Origin of the sequence: Echinicola marina, assembly GCF_020463795.1 — a bacterium.
Taxonomy (GTDB): Bacteria; Bacteroidota; Bacteroidia; order Cytophagales; family Cyclobacteriaceae; genus Echinicola; species Echinicola marina.
Genome location: NZ_CP080025.1, coordinates 4,757,686 through 4,775,066, shown reverse-complemented (window position 1 = coordinate 4,775,066; position 17,381 = coordinate 4,757,686). Strand labels below are relative to the sequence as shown.

16 protein-coding genes are annotated in these 17,381 nt (G+C 40.1%); 4 read left to right on the top strand and 12 right to left on the bottom strand.

The genetic code is table 11. The features are described from left to right. The first annotated feature begins 63 nt into the window (after positions 1-63). Entirely contained in the window at positions 64-657 is a 594-nt protein-coding gene (locus tag KZP23_RS19465; protein WP_226333432.1) for a riboflavin synthase, read from the top strand. Between the two features lie 63 nt (positions 658-720). Here the strand turns inward: KZP23_RS19465 and KZP23_RS19460 are convergent, their stop codons facing one another. Genes KZP23_RS19460 through tamL form a run of 3 tightly spaced genes read right to left on the bottom strand, consistent with a single transcriptional unit; the run spans position 721 to position 4,667 of the window. Beyond that, positions 721-1,305: a phosphatase PAP2 family protein gene (locus KZP23_RS19460; protein WP_226333431.1), complete on the bottom strand. Its 585-nt coding sequence runs from the start codon at positions 1,303-1,305 to the stop codon at positions 721-723. Positions 1,306-1,309: 4 nt separating this feature from the next. Next, positions 1,310-2,215 (bottom strand): oxygen-dependent coproporphyrinogen oxidase, encoded by a 906-nt coding sequence (gene hemF, locus KZP23_RS19455; RefSeq protein ID WP_226333430.1) that lies wholly within the window; start codon positions 2,213-2,215, stop codon positions 1,310-1,312. Between the two features lie 34 nt (positions 2,216-2,249). Further along, positions 2,250-4,667 carry a translocation and assembly module lipoprotein TamL gene (gene tamL, locus KZP23_RS19450; protein ID WP_226333429.1) on the bottom strand — a complete coding sequence of 806 codons (2,418 nt, stop codon included), beginning with the start codon at positions 4,665-4,667 and terminating at the stop codon, positions 2,250-2,252. 15 nt (positions 4,668-4,682) lie between these two features. Between tamL and KZP23_RS19445 the strand changes: the two genes are divergently transcribed. Then, the gene (locus tag KZP23_RS19445; protein ID WP_226333428.1) at positions 4,683-5,426 is read left to right on the top strand and encodes a TrmH family RNA methyltransferase; all 744 of its coding nucleotides are present in this window, start codon (positions 4,683-4,685) and stop codon (positions 5,424-5,426) included. Between the two features lie 13 nt (positions 5,427-5,439). Further along, a complete protein-coding gene (locus KZP23_RS19440; protein WP_226333427.1) occupies positions 5,440-6,444 on the top strand; it encodes a bile acid:sodium symporter family protein in 1,005 nt (334 codons plus the stop codon). A gap of 242 nt (positions 6,445-6,686) precedes the next feature. Here the strand turns inward: KZP23_RS19440 and KZP23_RS19435 are convergent, their stop codons facing one another. The 9 genes from KZP23_RS19435 to KZP23_RS19395 all read right to left on the bottom strand — a co-directional run bounded on the left by KZP23_RS19435 (position 6,687) and on the right by KZP23_RS19395 (position 14,747). Then, positions 6,687-7,490, bottom strand: a complete 804-nt coding sequence (locus KZP23_RS19435; protein WP_226333426.1) for a queuosine precursor transporter — start codon at positions 7,488-7,490, stop codon at positions 6,687-6,689. A gap of 6 nt (positions 7,491-7,496) precedes the next feature. Next, entirely contained in the window at positions 7,497-8,411 is a 915-nt protein-coding gene (locus KZP23_RS19430) for a ribonuclease Z (RefSeq protein WP_226333425.1), read from the bottom strand. 2 nt (positions 8,412-8,413) lie between these two features. Next, complete coding sequence (locus tag KZP23_RS19425) at positions 8,414-8,791, bottom strand: STAS domain-containing protein (protein ID WP_226333424.1); 378 nt, start codon at positions 8,789-8,791, stop codon at positions 8,414-8,416. A 64-nt stretch (positions 8,792-8,855) separates the two neighbouring features. Continuing rightward, positions 8,856-9,791 (bottom strand): phosphoribosylaminoimidazolesuccinocarboxamide synthase, encoded by a 936-nt coding sequence (locus KZP23_RS19420; RefSeq protein ID WP_226333423.1) that lies wholly within the window; start codon positions 9,789-9,791, stop codon positions 8,856-8,858. Between the two features lie 121 nt (positions 9,792-9,912). Continuing rightward, complete coding sequence (locus KZP23_RS19415) at positions 9,913-11,220, bottom strand: toxin-antitoxin system YwqK family antitoxin (protein ID WP_226333422.1); 1,308 nt, start codon at positions 11,218-11,220, stop codon at positions 9,913-9,915. Positions 11,221-11,243: 23 nt separating this feature from the next. Continuing rightward, complete coding sequence (locus KZP23_RS19410; protein WP_226333421.1) at positions 11,244-12,425, bottom strand: acetyl-CoA C-acyltransferase; 1,182 nt, start codon at positions 12,423-12,425, stop codon at positions 11,244-11,246. A 37-nt stretch (positions 12,426-12,462) separates the two neighbouring features. Beyond that, positions 12,463-13,119 carry a hypothetical protein gene (locus KZP23_RS19405; protein WP_226333420.1) on the bottom strand — a complete coding sequence of 219 codons (657 nt, stop codon included), beginning with the start codon at positions 13,117-13,119 and terminating at the stop codon, positions 12,463-12,465. After that, complete coding sequence (locus KZP23_RS19400) at positions 13,109-13,762, bottom strand: tetratricopeptide repeat protein (protein ID WP_226333419.1); 654 nt, start codon at positions 13,760-13,762, stop codon at positions 13,109-13,111. Before KZP23_RS19400 ends, KZP23_RS19405 begins: the two co-directional genes overlap by 11 nt. Before the next feature lie 19 nt (positions 13,763-13,781). Continuing rightward, positions 13,782-14,747, bottom strand: a complete 966-nt coding sequence (locus KZP23_RS19395; protein WP_226333418.1) for a vWA domain-containing protein — start codon at positions 14,745-14,747, stop codon at positions 13,782-13,784. A gap of 201 nt (positions 14,748-14,948) precedes the next feature. Between KZP23_RS19395 and KZP23_RS19390 the strand changes: the two genes are divergently transcribed. Beyond that, positions 14,949-17,378 (top strand): TonB-dependent receptor, encoded by a 2,430-nt coding sequence (locus KZP23_RS19390; RefSeq protein ID WP_226333417.1) that lies wholly within the window; start codon positions 14,949-14,951, stop codon positions 17,376-17,378. Positions 17,379-17,381: the final 3 nt, after the last annotated feature.

The window sequence follows — 17,381 nt, the reverse complement described above, 5'->3', positions numbered from 1 at the left end:
TAATTCTCAAAGGGCAATTTAGTTTATTGCCTGATATTATGAACTTTAAATTTGCAGACTCTCATGTTTACAGGTATTGTAGAAACCATGGGTGAGATAAAAGAAATCACCCAGGAAGGTACCAATATTCATTTTGATATAAGCTCCGCTATTACAGGAGAATTAAAAATAGATCAATCTGTTGCCCATAATGGTGTTTGTCTTACTGTGGTGAAAGTAGAAGGTGAAAATTATAGGGTGACTGCCATTGATGAAACCCTTCAAAAAACCAGTTTAGGTGAGTGGGAGGTAGGAAAAAAAGTGAATTTGGAGCGTTGTATGCCTGCCAATGGACGTTTTGATGGACATATTGTGCAGGGCCATGTTGATCAAGTAGGTTTTGTTCAGCATATTTCTTCTAAAGATGGTAGTTGGCTGTTTGATTTTTCCTTTGATGATACCAAAGGGAATGTGACCGTAGAAAAAGGTTCTATTACCATTAATGGCACCAGCCTCACTTGTTTCAATTCAGGTCCAGGAAGATTTTCTGTAGCGATTATCCCCTATACTTTTGAGCATACCAATTTTCATCAACTGAAAGTAGGGGACAAGGTCAATTTGGAATTTGATATTGTGGGCAAATATATCCAGAGAATGATCAAAGGATATGATAATTAATTTATGCCTTGTTGAAAAAATATAAAAGCCAGGATATTATGCTTTACCTGGCTTATTTTTATTTTATTCATCCATTTTTTCTACTTTTCGAATGGCTGTCATTTTTATCTTGATGACCAACCACCATGAAAACCATCCAGCGAGGAGTCCCACGATAGCTCCTACGATGAGATCAGCAGGATAATGCACACCGAGGTATAACCGGGTGTAGCTTACGATAGCCGCCCAAAGAAACATCCAGCCAAAGCCAGGTACTTTGCGTTTGAAGGTGAGCCAGAGGTAAGTAGCCAAAGCAAAGGTGTTGGAGGCATGTGATGAGGCAAAACCAAACATCCCCCCGCATCTTTTGTAGTTGAACATGATGCCTTCCCACCTTGGGTCATGACAAGGGCGTGGCCGTTCAAAGAAAGGTTTCATAAATCCGGAGGTCGTTTGGTCACTAATCAGGATGGCCAAAAAGATCCCAATGAATATCCAGATGCTGCTTTGCCCCAGCTTTTTAATAATAATATAGACCAAAAAAGCATATAAAGGAACCCACACTAAGGTTTTAGTCATGGCATACATTACCGGGTCAAGCCAATCAAAGTGAAAGGAGTTCAGGAACAAAAAAAGCTCCTCATCCCATATTTTTATTGTCTCTATCACTTCATTATAAACTTAACCAGTCAATCCCTTTTTTCAAATATTCCAAAGTTTTGGCCTCTGCTGTGCCCTCTTCAGGGATGTTCATATATTCCCATTCTGCTTGTGGAGGCATGCTCATCAATATGCTTTCTGTACGTCCATTGGTGTCCAGTCCGAATTTTGTCCCAGCATCCCACACAAGGTTAAATTCTACATAGCGACCCCTTCTCAATGCCTGCCATTTCCTGTGTTCATCATTAAATGGCAACAGGGCATTTTTGGCCATAAAGTAGCGGTAAATTTTAGGGAAGATATAGCCGATCGATTTCACAAAATCAAAGGTAGATGCAAAATCATTTTCATCAGTAGCCGTCAAGCGGTCAAAGAAGATGCCGCCAATGCCGCGCGTTTCGTTTCTGTGGGCGATATAAAAATAGTTATCTGCCCATTCCTTGAATTTTGGATAAAAATCCTTGTTGAATTGATCACAGGTGGATTTTAGTTCGGTATGAAAATATTTGGCATCTTCCAAATCGACATAATGTGGCGTAAGGTCAATACCCCCTCCAAACCAATAAGTACCATTGCTCATTTCAAAATACCGGATGTTCATATGGATGATGGGAACCAATGGACTGTCAGGGTGAATGACAATGGAAACGCCGGTGGCATAGAAATCGGCCTGCTCCAGTTTTAGTTTTTTCAGGATCTTTTCGGGTGTTGGTCCATGTACGGCAGAGAAAGCCACACCACCTTTGGCGATGATATTTCCGTCTTTAATGATGCGGGTTCTACCGCCACCGCCCAATTCGCGGTCCCAAAGATCTTCAATGAATTGGGCTTTGCCATCGCCCAGTTCAAGTTCTTTGCAAATATGGTCTTGTATAAGTTTAAAATCTTCTGAAATCTGTTCTTTGCTGATTTTATGCATAGTCATTAATTGATCAAATTCTAAAATTAATGGATTAGAAAGGATATCCAATACCAATATTGAATACTGTCTGTCCTTTTTCACCCAATGGATTCTTGAAGGAGAGTTGATCCAAAATGAACCTTTCTCCCTTGGGCCTTGCCGGGTCGATGGCCTTTATTCCCATATCCAATCTTAATACCAAAAAGTCAAAATCCATCCTAAGTCCCAAGCCTGTACCAACAGCGATTTCGCTAATAAAATCTTTTGCTTTAAACTGGGCTCCTTCTCGGGTCGGATCTTCTTTTAAGGTCCATATATTTCCGGCATCGATAAAAAAGGCCCCATCAAAATAACCGAACAATTTTCGTCGAAATTCAAACATGGCTTCCATCAGGATTTCACCGGGCTGTTCATAGCGGTAATCAAAATAACCTTCTTCATTTTTAATTGGGGTATATGAGCCTGGCCCGAGACGTCTTGGTTGCCAAGCCCTGATGCTGGTGCTACCTCCCGCAAAAAAATACTTTTCATAAGGCAATACGCCATTACTTATTCCGTAGGGAATGGCCAGGCCTGCATTAAGACGATAGGCGAAAGTACTTTTTCTGCTGAGTGGAATAAATCTTCTGAAATCTGATTGGAATTTTAAAAACTGGAAATACTGCAAGCTTCTGTTTTCGAAGTTGGCTTTGTTAAGGAAATTGATCGAAGTACCACCACTTTCCATAAATAAGCGAAGTAAGGAGGAACGGTTTCTTTGGAAAAGACCATACTGGTTGAAGTTGATGATTGCCTGCCCTGAAATACTACTCACATAGGATGACTGAAAAGAGTTGATCAGGTTATTGCCTAGTTCCTGCAGTTCCAGTAGCCTTTCTTCGAAGGTTGGATCAAGGTTTGAGCGGATCAGGTTGGCATCAAGGGCATTGATGGTATATTGCTGTCTCTGGTTTCTTGTGGCCCAGCTATAGGCGATGATTGTGTTGAAGCCTTCTCGTACATATTCTGGTCGATTCACATAATTGTATCCCACAAGCGTCCTAGTTCTGGGATTATAACGGCCAAATTGGTTGAGGGCCTTTCTATTAAAGGGAAAGAGGAATTGAGGGAAAATTACTGATGCTGAAGTGTTGAGTTCCCTACTTCTATACACTCCTCCAGCTGTAGTAGCCGATGCTACCCCTTCTAATCCAGCCCTGAAATTGAATTCAAAAATTTCCAATCCACGGAAAAGGTTCCTGTTCCTTAGGGAGTGGCTGAAGAAAGGACCAGGAAGCTGCTCTGTTATACTGGCACCCAGCTGATTGGTGATTTGATATTTTTCGTTGGGTTGGGTGTAGATTCTTGTTGTAATATTGTTTCCAAGGGTGTCAAAGGCAATATTTACGAACCTGAAAATGTCCAAATTGGCCAATTGGCGCTGGGTTTCCAGTACTTCAGAACGACTGTAAAGGTCTCCTTTATTGATAAATACCCTCGAGTCAATGATCTTCTCAGAGTAGCGGTCTCTGTACATGATATAAGTTATGTCATCATATTCCCGCGTGACTTCTTGATCCAAAATGACATCTGTTGGTGTCGAAATATTGAAAATGACCGAATCAATGGTATATACTTTATGGTCTTGGGAAAAGGCTGGTTTTCTGATGAGTTGTTCTATTGAAACTGTTTTGTCTACAGTGTCTTTATAGACATTGTACTCTATATAGGATTTTGAAAAAGTATAATAGCCATTGTTTTTGAGCAACTCTTCCACCCTCTGCCTTTCTTTCGTCAGGTTTTCTTGGTTATACTTGGTTTGGGGAATAATGAGTTCATTCCTTTTATTTTCCCTGAGCAGCCGATAGATATTTTCATTATCGGACCGGGTATAAAGGCTATCAATGATATAAGGCTCTTTTTCTGAGATATTATAGGTGATAAAAGCCTTTTTCTTATTTCTTTTAATAGCAGTGCTGACCTTTGCATCAAAAAAACCATGGTTTACCAGGTAATTGTTCATTTCCCGTTCAGTATTATAAGTTTTTGAGCTGTCGTAGATAGATTTGGGATTACCTGTTCTCATAAACCAGTTGCCGTAGTCTAGCTTTTTGTTCAGGTCTTCTATCTTATTGTTAATTTTATAAAACCTTCTTTGGAGCTGATTATTGCCTGGTTGTTCTTCAAGCAGGGTTTCCAATTCATGTTGTTGTTGGATATAATCTGCTTTCTTCTCGGTAAGCTTTAGGCTGTCATAATTCATTTTCCCGATATTATAAATGAGTACACCGGGAGAAATATTAAAGATTGGAATGCGGGTATTAGGGGTTTGTTTGATGAGTTCTCTTAACTTTGCTTCATTGCTGGCTTGGATTCCTTTCAGGTCAACATCATATACCAAGTACTCATTTTCATCCAGTCCCTTGGTCAAGGAACAGGAGGTCAATAAAAGTATGCATAGTATAAAGTTTATATATTTGGTTTTATTCACAATGTTTCGACCTTAATGATCAGCAAAAATACGCTTAAGTTTATTAAATCCTTACAACAGAAAAAATTCCGTAAGCAAGAGAATGCTTTTTTTGTCGAAGGTGCCAAAAATGTAACGGAATTATTACAATCTGATTTTGAAGTTAAGCAACTTCTTTATACAGAAAAATTTTATGCAAAGCATACTGATTTGGTAGATGACTTTTCTGGCCAAAGCTTTTTGGTGTCTTCTAAAAATCTTGAATCGGCAGGTGCTTTCAAGACCAATGATGAGGCCTTGGCAGTGGCCAAGATCAAGGAAAATGAATCATTTGAGGTAAAAGAAGGAGAATTGGCCATAGCTTTGGACGATGTCCGTGACCCGGGGAATTTGGGAACCATTATCCGGATAGCCGATTGGTATGGGATCAAGAAGCTAGTTTTTTCTGAGCAAACTGCTGATTTTTATAACCCAAAAGTATTACATGCCAGCATGGGCTCTTTTACACGGATTCAGTTTTTTTATACCTCACTGAAGACCTATTTGTCCCAACAAGATCAAACAGTTTATGGGGCGTTTTTGGATGGAGAAAATATACATCAGGCCCCTTTAAATGGGGAAGGCATCATCCTTATGGGCAATGAATCAAAAGGGATTTCAGCTGAATTGGAAGGCTTGGTAGATGGTAGACTGACTATTCCCAAGTTCGGTAGTGCAGAGTCTTTGAATGTAGCCATTGCTACGGCCGTGATTTGTGATAATTTTAAAAGAAAGATTTAATTCTATTTAATAGATGACCAAATTGAAACAAGTGATTGTTAAGGCCGGCTTAAATGGCTTTTTTTTGGCCTTAATCGGTACGATTTTATTAGCGAATTTATTTCCAGAATGGGGAAGCCCAGAGAGTGTGATTCCTTTTAAAGAAATAACCCATTATGGGGTGTCTTTTATCTTTTTCTTTTATGGTGTGAAAATGGACCCTGTAAAATTAAAGTCGGGTTTATCCAATTGGAAACTCCACCTGCTCATTCAGGTCACTACTTTCTTGGTCTTTCCGATGATCGTACTTTTAGTCAAAAGCATTTTTGGAGAGGAAGACAGTAATATATGGCTTGGAGCCTTCTATCTTTCAGCATTGCCTTCTACAGTATCCGCTTCTGTGGTGATGGTCTCCATTGCTGGAGGAAATATTCCTGCGGCGATATTCAATGCCAGTATATCCAGTATTGTGGGGATTTTTATCACCCCGGTATGGATGGAGTTGTTTCTGAAAGGAAGCCATATGAGTTTTGATTTGTTGGATACATTTTGGCAGCTGAGTTTGCAGGTATTATTCCCTGTGGTGGCAGGATTTCTCCTTCATAAGGTCTTGGGAAAAGCGGTCAACAGGCATGGGACATTACTGAAATATATAGATCAATCCATCATATTGATGATTGTGTTTTCTGCCTTTTCTGCAGCGGTGGGGCAAGGGATGTTTGAAGAGGAAAGTTGGGGCTTTTTATTGGGTTTAGGGGCTTTGATGCTATTACTTTTCACAGTGATGGCTTTGACCATGTTTGGAATAGGCAAGCTGTTGGGCTTTGATCGGGCAGATCAGATTACCGTTTTATTTTGTGGATCCAAGAAGTCCCTTATTCAAGGTGCCGCTATGGGAAAGGTCCTTTTTCCAGACCCAGTGACATTTGGTGTGATTTTACTTCCTGTAATGCTTTATCACGCCCTACAGCTTGTGATGGGGAGTATTCTAGCTCAGCAATTGGCGGAGAAAAATAAAGAGGAAGCGGTTACAAGTTAAACCCGGATTGTACATTAGTAATCGTAGTGAGGGCTGAAAATGCAAGAAAATCAGGCTGTTTGGAGACTGAGGCATCCGCCGTGCCTGTCTGCTCAGGCAGGGCGGATGGTGAACCTGTCTACCGCTAGGTAAAGTCGAAAACAGCAGCAAAGCATCTGATTTTAAAGCATTTTCAGTCCGTAATACTTGTGCGCCGCGGCGTAGATAAGCTAATGCATATTTCGGGTTAAATATAAGAGGAACTATAAAAAAGAAGTGTCGGAAGCTGCTTCCTCCATCATCCTTTCAGATGACTCCTTGCCCAGATATTTGTCGATGATATCATGAGCAAGATATAGTAATGGTGTAAGAATGATGGCCACAGTGAATTTGTAAATATAATTGATGATGCCCACAGCAATCAATTGCTCTATAGACCAGTTACCAAAAACATAGAATGCAATACCTAAGACCACAAAGGAATCGATCAACTGGGAGACCAAGGTGGAGCCCGTTGCCCTGAGCCATATCATTTTTGCTCCGGTAACTTTCCTTAATTTTTGAAATACAAAAACATCAATAAGCTGACCCAACAAGAAGGCTGTTAAACTTCCAACAATGATACCCAAACCCTGTCTGAAGATGGTGTTGAAGGCATAATCTATATCAAAGGGAGCTCCATCTGGAGTGCTGCTGTTTACATCCAACCAAAATTGTGCAGGGGGAAGATTAGTAATAATTGAAATGGCTATGAAAATATAAGCAACAAAGGCAGCGGTCAGAAAGCTGATTTTTCTTACGCCTTTTTTTCCGAAATACTCATTGATGATATCTGTCGTGATAAAAACTACTGGCCAAAGCAGGGCTCCGGCTGTTAAATTAAAATCAAGGATATATTCCCCGAAAAAACTGATATTGGCAGGATTGAGGCCTAAAGTCGATTCAGCAGAGAATATTTTTACACCGATAATCTCTGCTAAAATAGCATTGGTGAGAAAGATGCCACTTAGAATAATGAAAAGATTGGTTTTTTTATTGTGGAAAGAATAGTCCAGTTGTTTTTCCATTTTAATTTAAACAGTATAAGTTTCACCTTCAATACTTAGTTCAGAACAGGGAAATAGATCTTTTGCCTCATCTAATAAAGGTTCAAGGTCCTGATATCTTGTGGAGTAATGGCCTAGAAGCAGTTTCTTCACACCTGCTTCTTTTGCGATAGTTGCCGCTTGCTTTGCTGTACTATGGTAGGTGAGAGCTGCTCTGTAGGCTTCGTTCTCCATAAATGTGGCTTCGTGATAAAGTAAGTCAGCTTCTTGGATATAAGGTACTAAACTCGGGTCATATATGGTGTCAGAGCAAAAGACATAGCGTCGCAAAGGAGGAGCCGGGTAAGCAAATTTATCTACTTTATAAATGATTTGTCCTTTTTCGTCCTTAAAGTCCTTACCATTTTTCAGGGTGTTAATGGCTTCTATACTCATAGGGTGGGCCAATAACTGTTTTTTGATTAGGTTTCTCTGACTTGCCTTTTCGATGACATAAAAGCCGGTACAGGGTAAACGGTGCTTAAGGGGAAAACTAAATACCTGATACCTTTTGGCATCCAATAATAGCTCCTTGTTCTCGGGATTAGTAGCTATGAACTTAAGCGGATAGTTTAAATGGGTATTGCCGTACCTTAACTGCGTGGTAATGATGTCATCCAGTCCCTTGGGGCCGAAAATGGTAAGCGGAGCTTTTCGCTTGTTTAAATGAAAAGTGGAGATCACTCCCATCAATCCAAGGTAATGATCTCCATGTAAATGTGATATAAAGATGTGTTTTATCTTAGAAGACTTAACCTTATATCTTTGTAGCTGTATTTGAGTGGCTTCTCCGCAATCAATCATCAATAGGTCATTGCCTACGTTGATTACTTGGGAAGTTTGATGCCTGTCGTGCGCAGGAACAGCTGAATTGGCGCCTAAAATGGTGACTGTGAATTCCAAATTTAGTTGCCCTCTTCTTCCTCACTTCCGTTGATTTCATGCATGAATATCGCATCCGCAGCCTCTTCTTGAGAGTCCACAATGGTAAGTACTTTATCTAGCATGGATATTTTAATAAGTTTGTTTACATGATCCTGAGGAGCAGAGATGATGAAGATGCCTCCATCTTCTGTAAATGTCCTGTGTCCTACAAGGAGTGCACTTAGCCCACTCGAATCAGCATATTTGACCTGACTCATGTCCAAGACCAAATTGTGGTATCCCTCTGCATGAACAGTTAATAGTTCTGATTTTAATGCAGGGGAAAGGGGAGAGTCAAGCTTTTCTTCTAATAGGGTGAAAACTACAAACTGTTCTTTTTTATCTACTGAGTATTTCATGTGATTTAACTTACAAATTTTGCCATTGGTCAAAATGGCCTAATTACTTTATGTATTTCTTCGCTTATATGTTTTCTGCAATGGCGGTTTTTATACGATCCATCATATCACTGTTGTCTGCCTTGACAAAGGTTTCACCAGTTATTTGTTCATATAACTCAATATAACGCTCCGAAATATCATTTACAATATTATTAGGCATATTAGGGACACTTTGTCCCTCTTTGCCTTGGAAGCCATTGGAAATCAACCATTGTCTGACAAATTCTTTAGAAAGTTGCTTTTGGGCAAGGTTGGCTTCTTGATTGGCCTCATAGCCTTCTGCATAGAAGTACCTGGAAGAATCAGGGGTATGTACTTCATCAATTAATAAAATTTCTCCATGGTATTTCCCAAATTCATATTTGGTATCTACAAGGATCAATCCCATTTCGGCTGCCATTTCTGTTCCTCTTAGGAACAGTGCCCGGGTATATTTTTCCAGAATGCTATAATCTTCAGCGCTTACAATTCCTTTGGCCAAGATATCTTCTCTGCTGATATCTTCATCATGACCTTCATCAGCCTTGGTGGTAGGGGTAATGATAGGTTCAGGAAGTTTGTCGTTTTCTTTTAGTCCTTCTGGCAAGCTTACGCCACAAATACTCCTTTTTCCATCTCTATATTCACGCCATGCATGGCCGGCTAAGTATCCCCTTATAACCATTTCTACTTTGAAAGGTTCACATTTTTTGCCAATGGTTACATTGGGATCTGGTGTAGAAGTTACCCAATTGGGTACAATATCAGCAGTAGCTTTTAGGAATTTGGCTGCTATCTGGTTGAGAACTTGTCCTTTATAAGGAATAGGAAGGGGGAGCACAACATCAAAAGCAGAAATTCTGTCTGATGCCACTACGGCAATCTTATCCTTAAACATATAAACATCCCTAACTTTCCCCTTATAGAATCCAGTCTGTTCTGGGAATTCAAATTGGGTTTCTTTTATTGCTGTATTCATGACAATGCTGTTTTTATTTTTCCAACTGGTAAAACCAGAAAGGAGGCTTAGTTCGACCAATAAAATATTAAAGGACAAAAATAGGGGTTAGCATGTTTTTAACCTTTCTTTCTCCCCAAAATTATTTGATTAATTTACCTTCTTTATTGAAAATTTCCGTCTTTAAGATAGCACCATCCTGGTCAAAGTATGTCCACTCTTGGTATTTTTTGTTGTACCAGTAGGAGCCTTCTTCTTTAAGCAGGCCATTTTCTGTATAATGTTTATACGGTCCCATCCGCCAATCAAGGTCAAAAGTGGTTATGGACTTTAGTTTCCCATTAGGATAATATTCTTTTTCTTCGCCATGTTTGAGACCAGCCTTGAAATTTCGCTCTAATAATATCTGTCCATTTTGGTCAAAACGCTTATAGCTGCCATCCCATTGGCCCTGTTTATAGGGGATGATTTCTATGGTATTCCCTTGATCATCATATACATTTACTATTCCCTCTGGCAGTTTATTGCTGAACTTGATGATTTTGTGGACTGCTCCGTTTTCATGAAAAAACTCATGTGATATTTTTTGGCCATCTTTATTATAAGCAATGGTTTCAGCTTTTTTTCCTGAAGGGAAATTGATTCGTTGCTGACCGAAAGGTATGCCATTTTTATATTCAGCTTCTTCCCTGAGACTACCAGTATTATAGAAAGACTGGAATTTGCCTTCCGGTTTGCCATTTTTGTATTGGCCTTTTTGGGCCACGGTTCCATTTTCAAAATAGCTGATGAATTCACCGTTTTGCTGGCCACTTTTATATATGGCTTTTTCTTCTAATTTGCCACTTGGAAAATAGGCGACTAATTCCCCTTCTAACTGACCGTCTTCATAATGCTCAAGAGAAGAAAGCTGACCGTTTTCATAGAAAGTCTTGAAAACACCATCCAAGACACCATGATCATAGTTGGCAATATTCATGACCTCTCCAGAAGGGAAGTATTGGATGCTCTGACCGTGAGGTTTGTTGGCAAAAAAGATTGTTTTTTGTTTTATGGAGCCATCAGGATAATAGGTATTCATTTCTCCTTCAAGCATATCAGCAGCAAAACGCGCTATTTGGATTAGGTTTTCATCCAAATCATAGGAATAGGATTCTCCTTCTCTTTTGTCATCTTTGAAATTGACCACTTTAAGAGTGTCCCCTTTTTCTGGAGAAAAATAAACAAAGAGGCCTTCTCTTTTTCCGTCTTTCCATTGCCCGGAAGTCTGTAGGGCTCCATTTTCATAGTATAGTTTATAGGGACCTGTGATGTGCCCATCCACCATTCTATACTCTTCCTTGATTTGGCTTTTTTCCAGATCATAATAAGTAGTAATCTCTTCTTGGCCAAAAAGTATGCTGCTATTGGCTAAGAGTAGCATGAGGACCGGAAGAAATTTAATATTCATAGAGGATTTTGAAAGATGATACTTTATCTAAGGTTTTGAATGACCATGGCTGAAGCACCACCGCCACCATTGCAGATGCCTGCTACACCAATTTTCCCTTTTTTATGTTGCAATACTGAACTTAAGGTAGCCAAAATTCTGGCTCCAGATGCACCTAATGGATGTCCTAAGGACACAGCACCTCCAAATACATTCAACTGATCCGAACTTAGGTTCAACTGCTGTTGATTGGCCAGCGCTACTGCGGAAAATGCCTCGTTGATTTCATAATAGTCAATGTCAGCGCTGCTCAAACCTGCATTTTCTATGGCTTTCGGAATGGCTAGGGCAGGGGCCGTTGTAAACCAAATTGGATCTCTTGCGGCATCTGCAAATCCCAATATTTTGGCGATAGGCTGTAGTCCTAACTCCTCAGCTTTCTCTTTACTCACCAATACCAGCGCCGCGGCACCATCATTCATGGTTGATGCATTTGCTGCGGTTACCGTACCTTCTTTATCAAAAACAGGCCTTAGGCCAGGGATTTTTTCGAAAATCACATTTTTGAACTCCTCATCTTCATCGATGATGATACTTTCACCCTTTCTTCCCTTCATTTCCACAGCAATCACTTCATCATTAAAATAACCCTTTTCCCAAGCTTGTGCAGCGCGCTGATAGGATTGTATGGCGTATTGGTCTTGTGCCTCTCGGGAGATATTCATGTGTTTGGCTGTGTTCTCAGCGCAATTGCCCATGGGGAAATCATAATAGACTTCATGTAAACCGTCTTTTGCCAGACCATCTATCAGTTCACCATTACCAAATTTATATCCAAAACGTGCTTTGGGAATATAATAGGGGACATTGGACATGCTTTCCATTCCTCCAGCAACCATGATGTCATTTTGACCGCACATGATGGATTGTGCAGCAAACATAACGGATTTCATTCCTGAAGAACAGACTTTGTTGACCGTAGTACAGGGTACATTATAATGGATGCCAGCACCTAAGGCTGCCTGTCGTGCAGGGGCTTGTCCCAAGTTGGCGGAAAGAACATTTCCCATGATGACTTCCTGTACTACCTCAGCTTCAATATGGGCTGCCTTTAGTGCCCCTCTAATGGCCTGAGCACCCAATTCTGTCGCACTCAATCCTGATAACTTTCCTCCGAAACTTCCTAAAGGAGTTCTGACCGCAGAGATGATATAAACTTCTTTCATTTGGGCTTATGGTTAAAAGGTGATAGAAATTTATCGATTACCAGTCAGGAAGATTTTTGTCAGGTCTTTTGGTGGCCTTTTTCTTGGTTTGCTGTATGTACTGCATCTCTGCATTGTTCATCGCATCCAATATTTGTTCTGCCTGTTCTGGTGAAATATTCATCTGTTGTAATTTCTGTCGGAGTTCTTCCATGGCTTTTTCTCTTTCGCTCAGGTCACTCTCTTGCGTTGATTTTTCATCGGAGGCTTCTTGGCGATTGGATTTTTCTCCCCGTTTTTCATCCATTTTTTCGGATTCTTCAGCACCATCTTCTTGGGTTTGCTCTTCACCTTTGCCGTCCTTGGATTCTTTTTCCTGCTGCTGCTGGTCCTGTTGTTCTTGATTTTGGTCCCCTTGTTGTTGCTGATCTTGGTTTTGTTGATTTTGCTGTTGCTCTTTGTCCTGCTCTTTTTGATCCTGGTTTTCTTTTTCCTGATCTTCTTGCAGTTTTTCTTTCAGGGCGTTGAGCTTGGGATCATTGGGGAATTTTTGTAGGCCTTCTTGTAATATTTCTCCTAGTTTGGCATAATCCGTATTGACATATTGCTTGGCGGCTTGGTTAAAATAGGCCATGGCTGTCTGGGCCTGCACTGTTGCTGCAGTCAGGTTGAAAATCAGCATTCCAATGGAAAAACAAATTATTTTAATTTTCATTGATTTCATTAATGTCTCCTAAGTTCTTAATAAACTCCTGATAGTGAGAAACAGTTTCATCGATTTCCAAAGCCTTGTTCATCACATCCAATGCTTCTTGGAACTTGAATTGATCCACCAGCTTATCCGCTTGTGCTTTCATGCGCTTGGCATAATTGGATGGTTCCTTTTGGTCTTGGTTTTCATTCTGCTCTTGGTCTTTTTGCTGGTCTTCATTTTTTTCCAGCCATCTGGCCAACAACTCATAATTATAACGGGCTATGTCGTTGTTGGGATCTTTGATCAAGGCAGTTTTAAAGGCTTGGAGCGCTTCTTGGTACTTTTCACTTCTGCCGTGTAAAACACCATTTTGATTGGCTGAGGAAGAGGCAATGGCCTTGTTTCTGGCCGCGCTCAGTTCCAAGAATTTTCTTTGGGCTTCTTCTTGCTGCTCATTGAATTGGTAGCTCAAGGCTAAGTCAAAATTAGCTTCCTCAGCAGTAATGCCAAATTCATTGAGCAAGTTCAGGTGCTGACGCACAGATTCTTCATAAGCTGCCTTGCCATATTGTTCAGCAGCACTATCAATGGCCTTATTTCTATCCGAAATTTGGCTCCAAGATGAAGGAATCAATAAAAGCGTGGTCAGAATAATCTTATTCATAGTTCAAAGGCATCTCTATTTACATACTGATTGTCCTAAGCGGCAATATCATGTCCAACAAGGCAAGGCCTAAAGCCGCTAATAGGAAATAGAAGTATTTATTGGCGGAGGCTTCTACAGTTCTGGATCCAGTTACAGTACCCTCTACCTTTTCAATAGTAGTAATCAATTGTGGAATTTCCTGTGCATCATCACTTATCTCAAAATATTGGCCATTGGTTTCGCTGGCAATTCTTTTCAAAGTATTACTGGAGAGCTTACTGATGGCCGGTCCATTGGAGTTTTTGTCCATGATGATGCCATTTCCCTTAGGGATAGTACTTCCTTTTTCTGTACCCACACCAAGACTAAAAACCCTGATGCCTTCCTCCTTCATATTATCAATGATGGCGTTGAGGTTATCACCAAAGTTTTCTCCATCACTGATCAATACAATGGATTTTGACTTTGGATCTTGGTTTTCGTCTGTTTTGAACTTTTGAATGGCAAGGGTCAGCGGGGCCGCAATATCCGTTCCGTAGTTAGGTACCAAATTGGTATGCAAGCCATCCAGATGGAGCTGCAATACATTTTGATCAAAGGTCAAGGGGCATTGTACAAAGGCTTCTGAACTGAATATGATCAGTCCGATGCGGTCGGTACTGAAATTTTTAACAAGGTTTTTTAGCTCAAATTTCACCCTTTGCAGTCGTGAAGGACCTATATCTTGGGCGTTCATGGATTGGGAAAGATCAATTGCAATGAAGATATCCTTGCCTTCTTGTTTGATTTCCTTAGTGGCATTTCCCACAGAAGGGCCCGCCAAGGCCACCAAAAACAAAAGAAAATAAAGTACCCTCAGGCCCATTTTCAGAAAAAGCCGGTGAGTTTTAACCTTTAACTTTTTATTGATAATATAAAACCGGTACAAATATACCGCATAGAGCAGAGAGAAAATCACCGCTAGAATACTCAATAAAGAAACATTAGGATACGCCCAAATCATGCCTTGAAATTAGGAATTTTAAATCAAAACGAAACAATGCTCATAAAATTATTACGGTACATGAGCTATGTCAAGTATGTATATCTGGGTAAATGGTTAATAGTAAACTTACTAGCATAGTTATCATAAAAAAAATACTATCTTAATTCAAAATTTTGTTTTCAGGCAGAAGGATTAAAAGTTAAAGGATTTTGATTACCCATGTACCCCGATAGCATAAACAAGCGTATCCATATAAAGTCTTTTTCATTTTGCCTGGTGATTTTTTGGCTGGCATATTTGAGTCCTATTACAGGCAAAGGCCAAGCAGGCAGGAAAATAAGTGGACAGATAAAGGAAGAAAAAACAGGAGAAGCACTGCCTGGAGCGTCAGTTTTTTGGGAAGGTGAAGAAACGAATGCAGTGGTAAGTGATAAAGATGGTGTTTTTGAAATAGCCGCTTTTCAATTGCCAAAAACCTTGGTGGTAACTTTTGTTGGCTATGAATCGAAGCATATTGTAATGGACAGTGTGAGTGCAAGGAATGAATTGAACTTGGAGTTGAGGGAATTATTACAGCATTTAGATGAAGTGGTTATAGAAGGGAATACGGAAATCTCCCCTGTGGAAAGCGTGACAATGGGAAGAAACAGCCTACCCATCAGTACTTTGAAAAACATCCCATCACTATTTGGGGAGGTGGATGTATTGAGAAGCCTGCAGTTATTGCCAGGGATACAGACGGCAGGTGAAGGCACGACGGGATTATTTGTAAGGGGTGGTTCAGCGGACCAAAACCTGATACAACTTGATGGGGCTCCAGTATATAATCCTTCGCACTTCTTTGGCTTCTTTTCAGTATTTAATCCTGATGCGCTGGAAAGCGTGGATCTTTATCGGGGCAACATACCTGCAAGGCTTGGAGGAAGATTGTCGTCAGTAGTAGATGTGAAGATGAAAACTGGCAGGACAGACAGGATTCATGGAGAGGGCGGTATAGGGACGATCAGTTCCAAGTTGAGTTTGGATGGCCCATTATTTTCTGAACAATCTTCCTTTGTGCTTTCAGCTAGAAGAACATATGCTGATTTGTTTTTGAAGGCTTTTGGAAATGAAGAGATTAAAAATAACCTACTATACTTTTATGATTTGGGAGGTAAGTTTGAATTTAGAGCAGGAAGCCAAGATAGAATCACCTTTACCACGTTTTTAGGAAATGATTATTTGGAGGTGGATAAACTGTTTGCCTTTGGCTGGAAAAATTGGATCAATAGCCTTAATTGGAATCATATTATCAAGGATAATCTGTTTTTGGAAGTCAACGGATATTATTCACAATATGGCTATGATTTGCATATTGAAGATGAGGAGGATGGCTTTACTTGGCAGAACCTGCTTTCAGAGGCTGGGGTAAAAGGAAGCATGAATTGGATAGTAGATGAAGGAGTGAATTTGGAGGCTGGAGTACAAAATAGGTACTATCATTTTTTTCCATTAGAAATGGAGGTTGATCCAGAGAGTAGTCTGGAGGCCGTAGTCACTAACCCTGTTAATGCTTTGCAATATGATGGATTTGTTTCCGGAGATTTTAATTTCGGAGAAAAGTTGAAAGTGGAAGCGGGTTTAAGGTTAAGTGCTTATAATCAAATAGGAAAAGGAGTGGAGTATATTTATAAAGATGATCCAAGCAGTGAAGAAGAAGCTATAATGGATACCGTCTTTTATAAGCCTTTTAGGAAAATGAAGGCTTATCTGGGCTTGGAACCACGATTATCTTTTAGGTTTAAGGTTGATGAGCAACTTTCAGTGAAGGCAGCCTATAACAGGAACTACCAGTATTTACAGGTAGCAGCGAACAATTCAGCAGGTCTGCCCATAGACAGGTGGGTGCTGTCAAATCGATATATAGATCCACAAAGGGTTGATCAATATGCTGTTGGCCTATTTAAGTCATTTGGAGCGCAGGCTTGGGACTTTTCTGTGGAAGCTTATTATAAGGATTATGACAATATCGTAGACGCGAAGCCGGGAGCTGATCTATTGTTTACTGATAATATTGAAGGGGAATTATTAAAAGGTAAGGCATGGTCTTATGGAGCTGAATTTATGCTGGAGAAAATATCAGGAAGCTTTACTGGTTGGCTCAGCTATACTTATTCGAGGACTTATAGAAAGGTGTCAGGTATTAGTTTGGACGAAGCCTATAATCCACGATACGACAGACCTCATGATATAAGTTTGGTGGTTCAGCGCATATTTAATCCTAGATTGCTGGCCAATATTACATTTATATATTCTACTGGTCAAGCAGTAAGCTTTCCCGTGGGGGCTTATGCAATGGACAGCCAAGAGATTCCGCTGTACGGCCCCAGAAGAAATGAAGACAGGTTTCCTGACTATCACCGTATGGATGCAGCTATTACATGGAAAAATAGAGACAAAGGCAAAAAATGGAAAGGCAGCTGGAGTTTTAGCATCTATAATCTCTATGCACGAAAAAATCCCTATTTATATCAGTTTACAGACATCATCAATAATGATGTGAGGTACCAATCTTCTCCAGGTGATGAAATATTTTCTAAAAGACCTGGAGTGGTGATGACGTATTTATTTACAGTAATGCCATCGATATCCTATAATTTTGAATTTTAAACT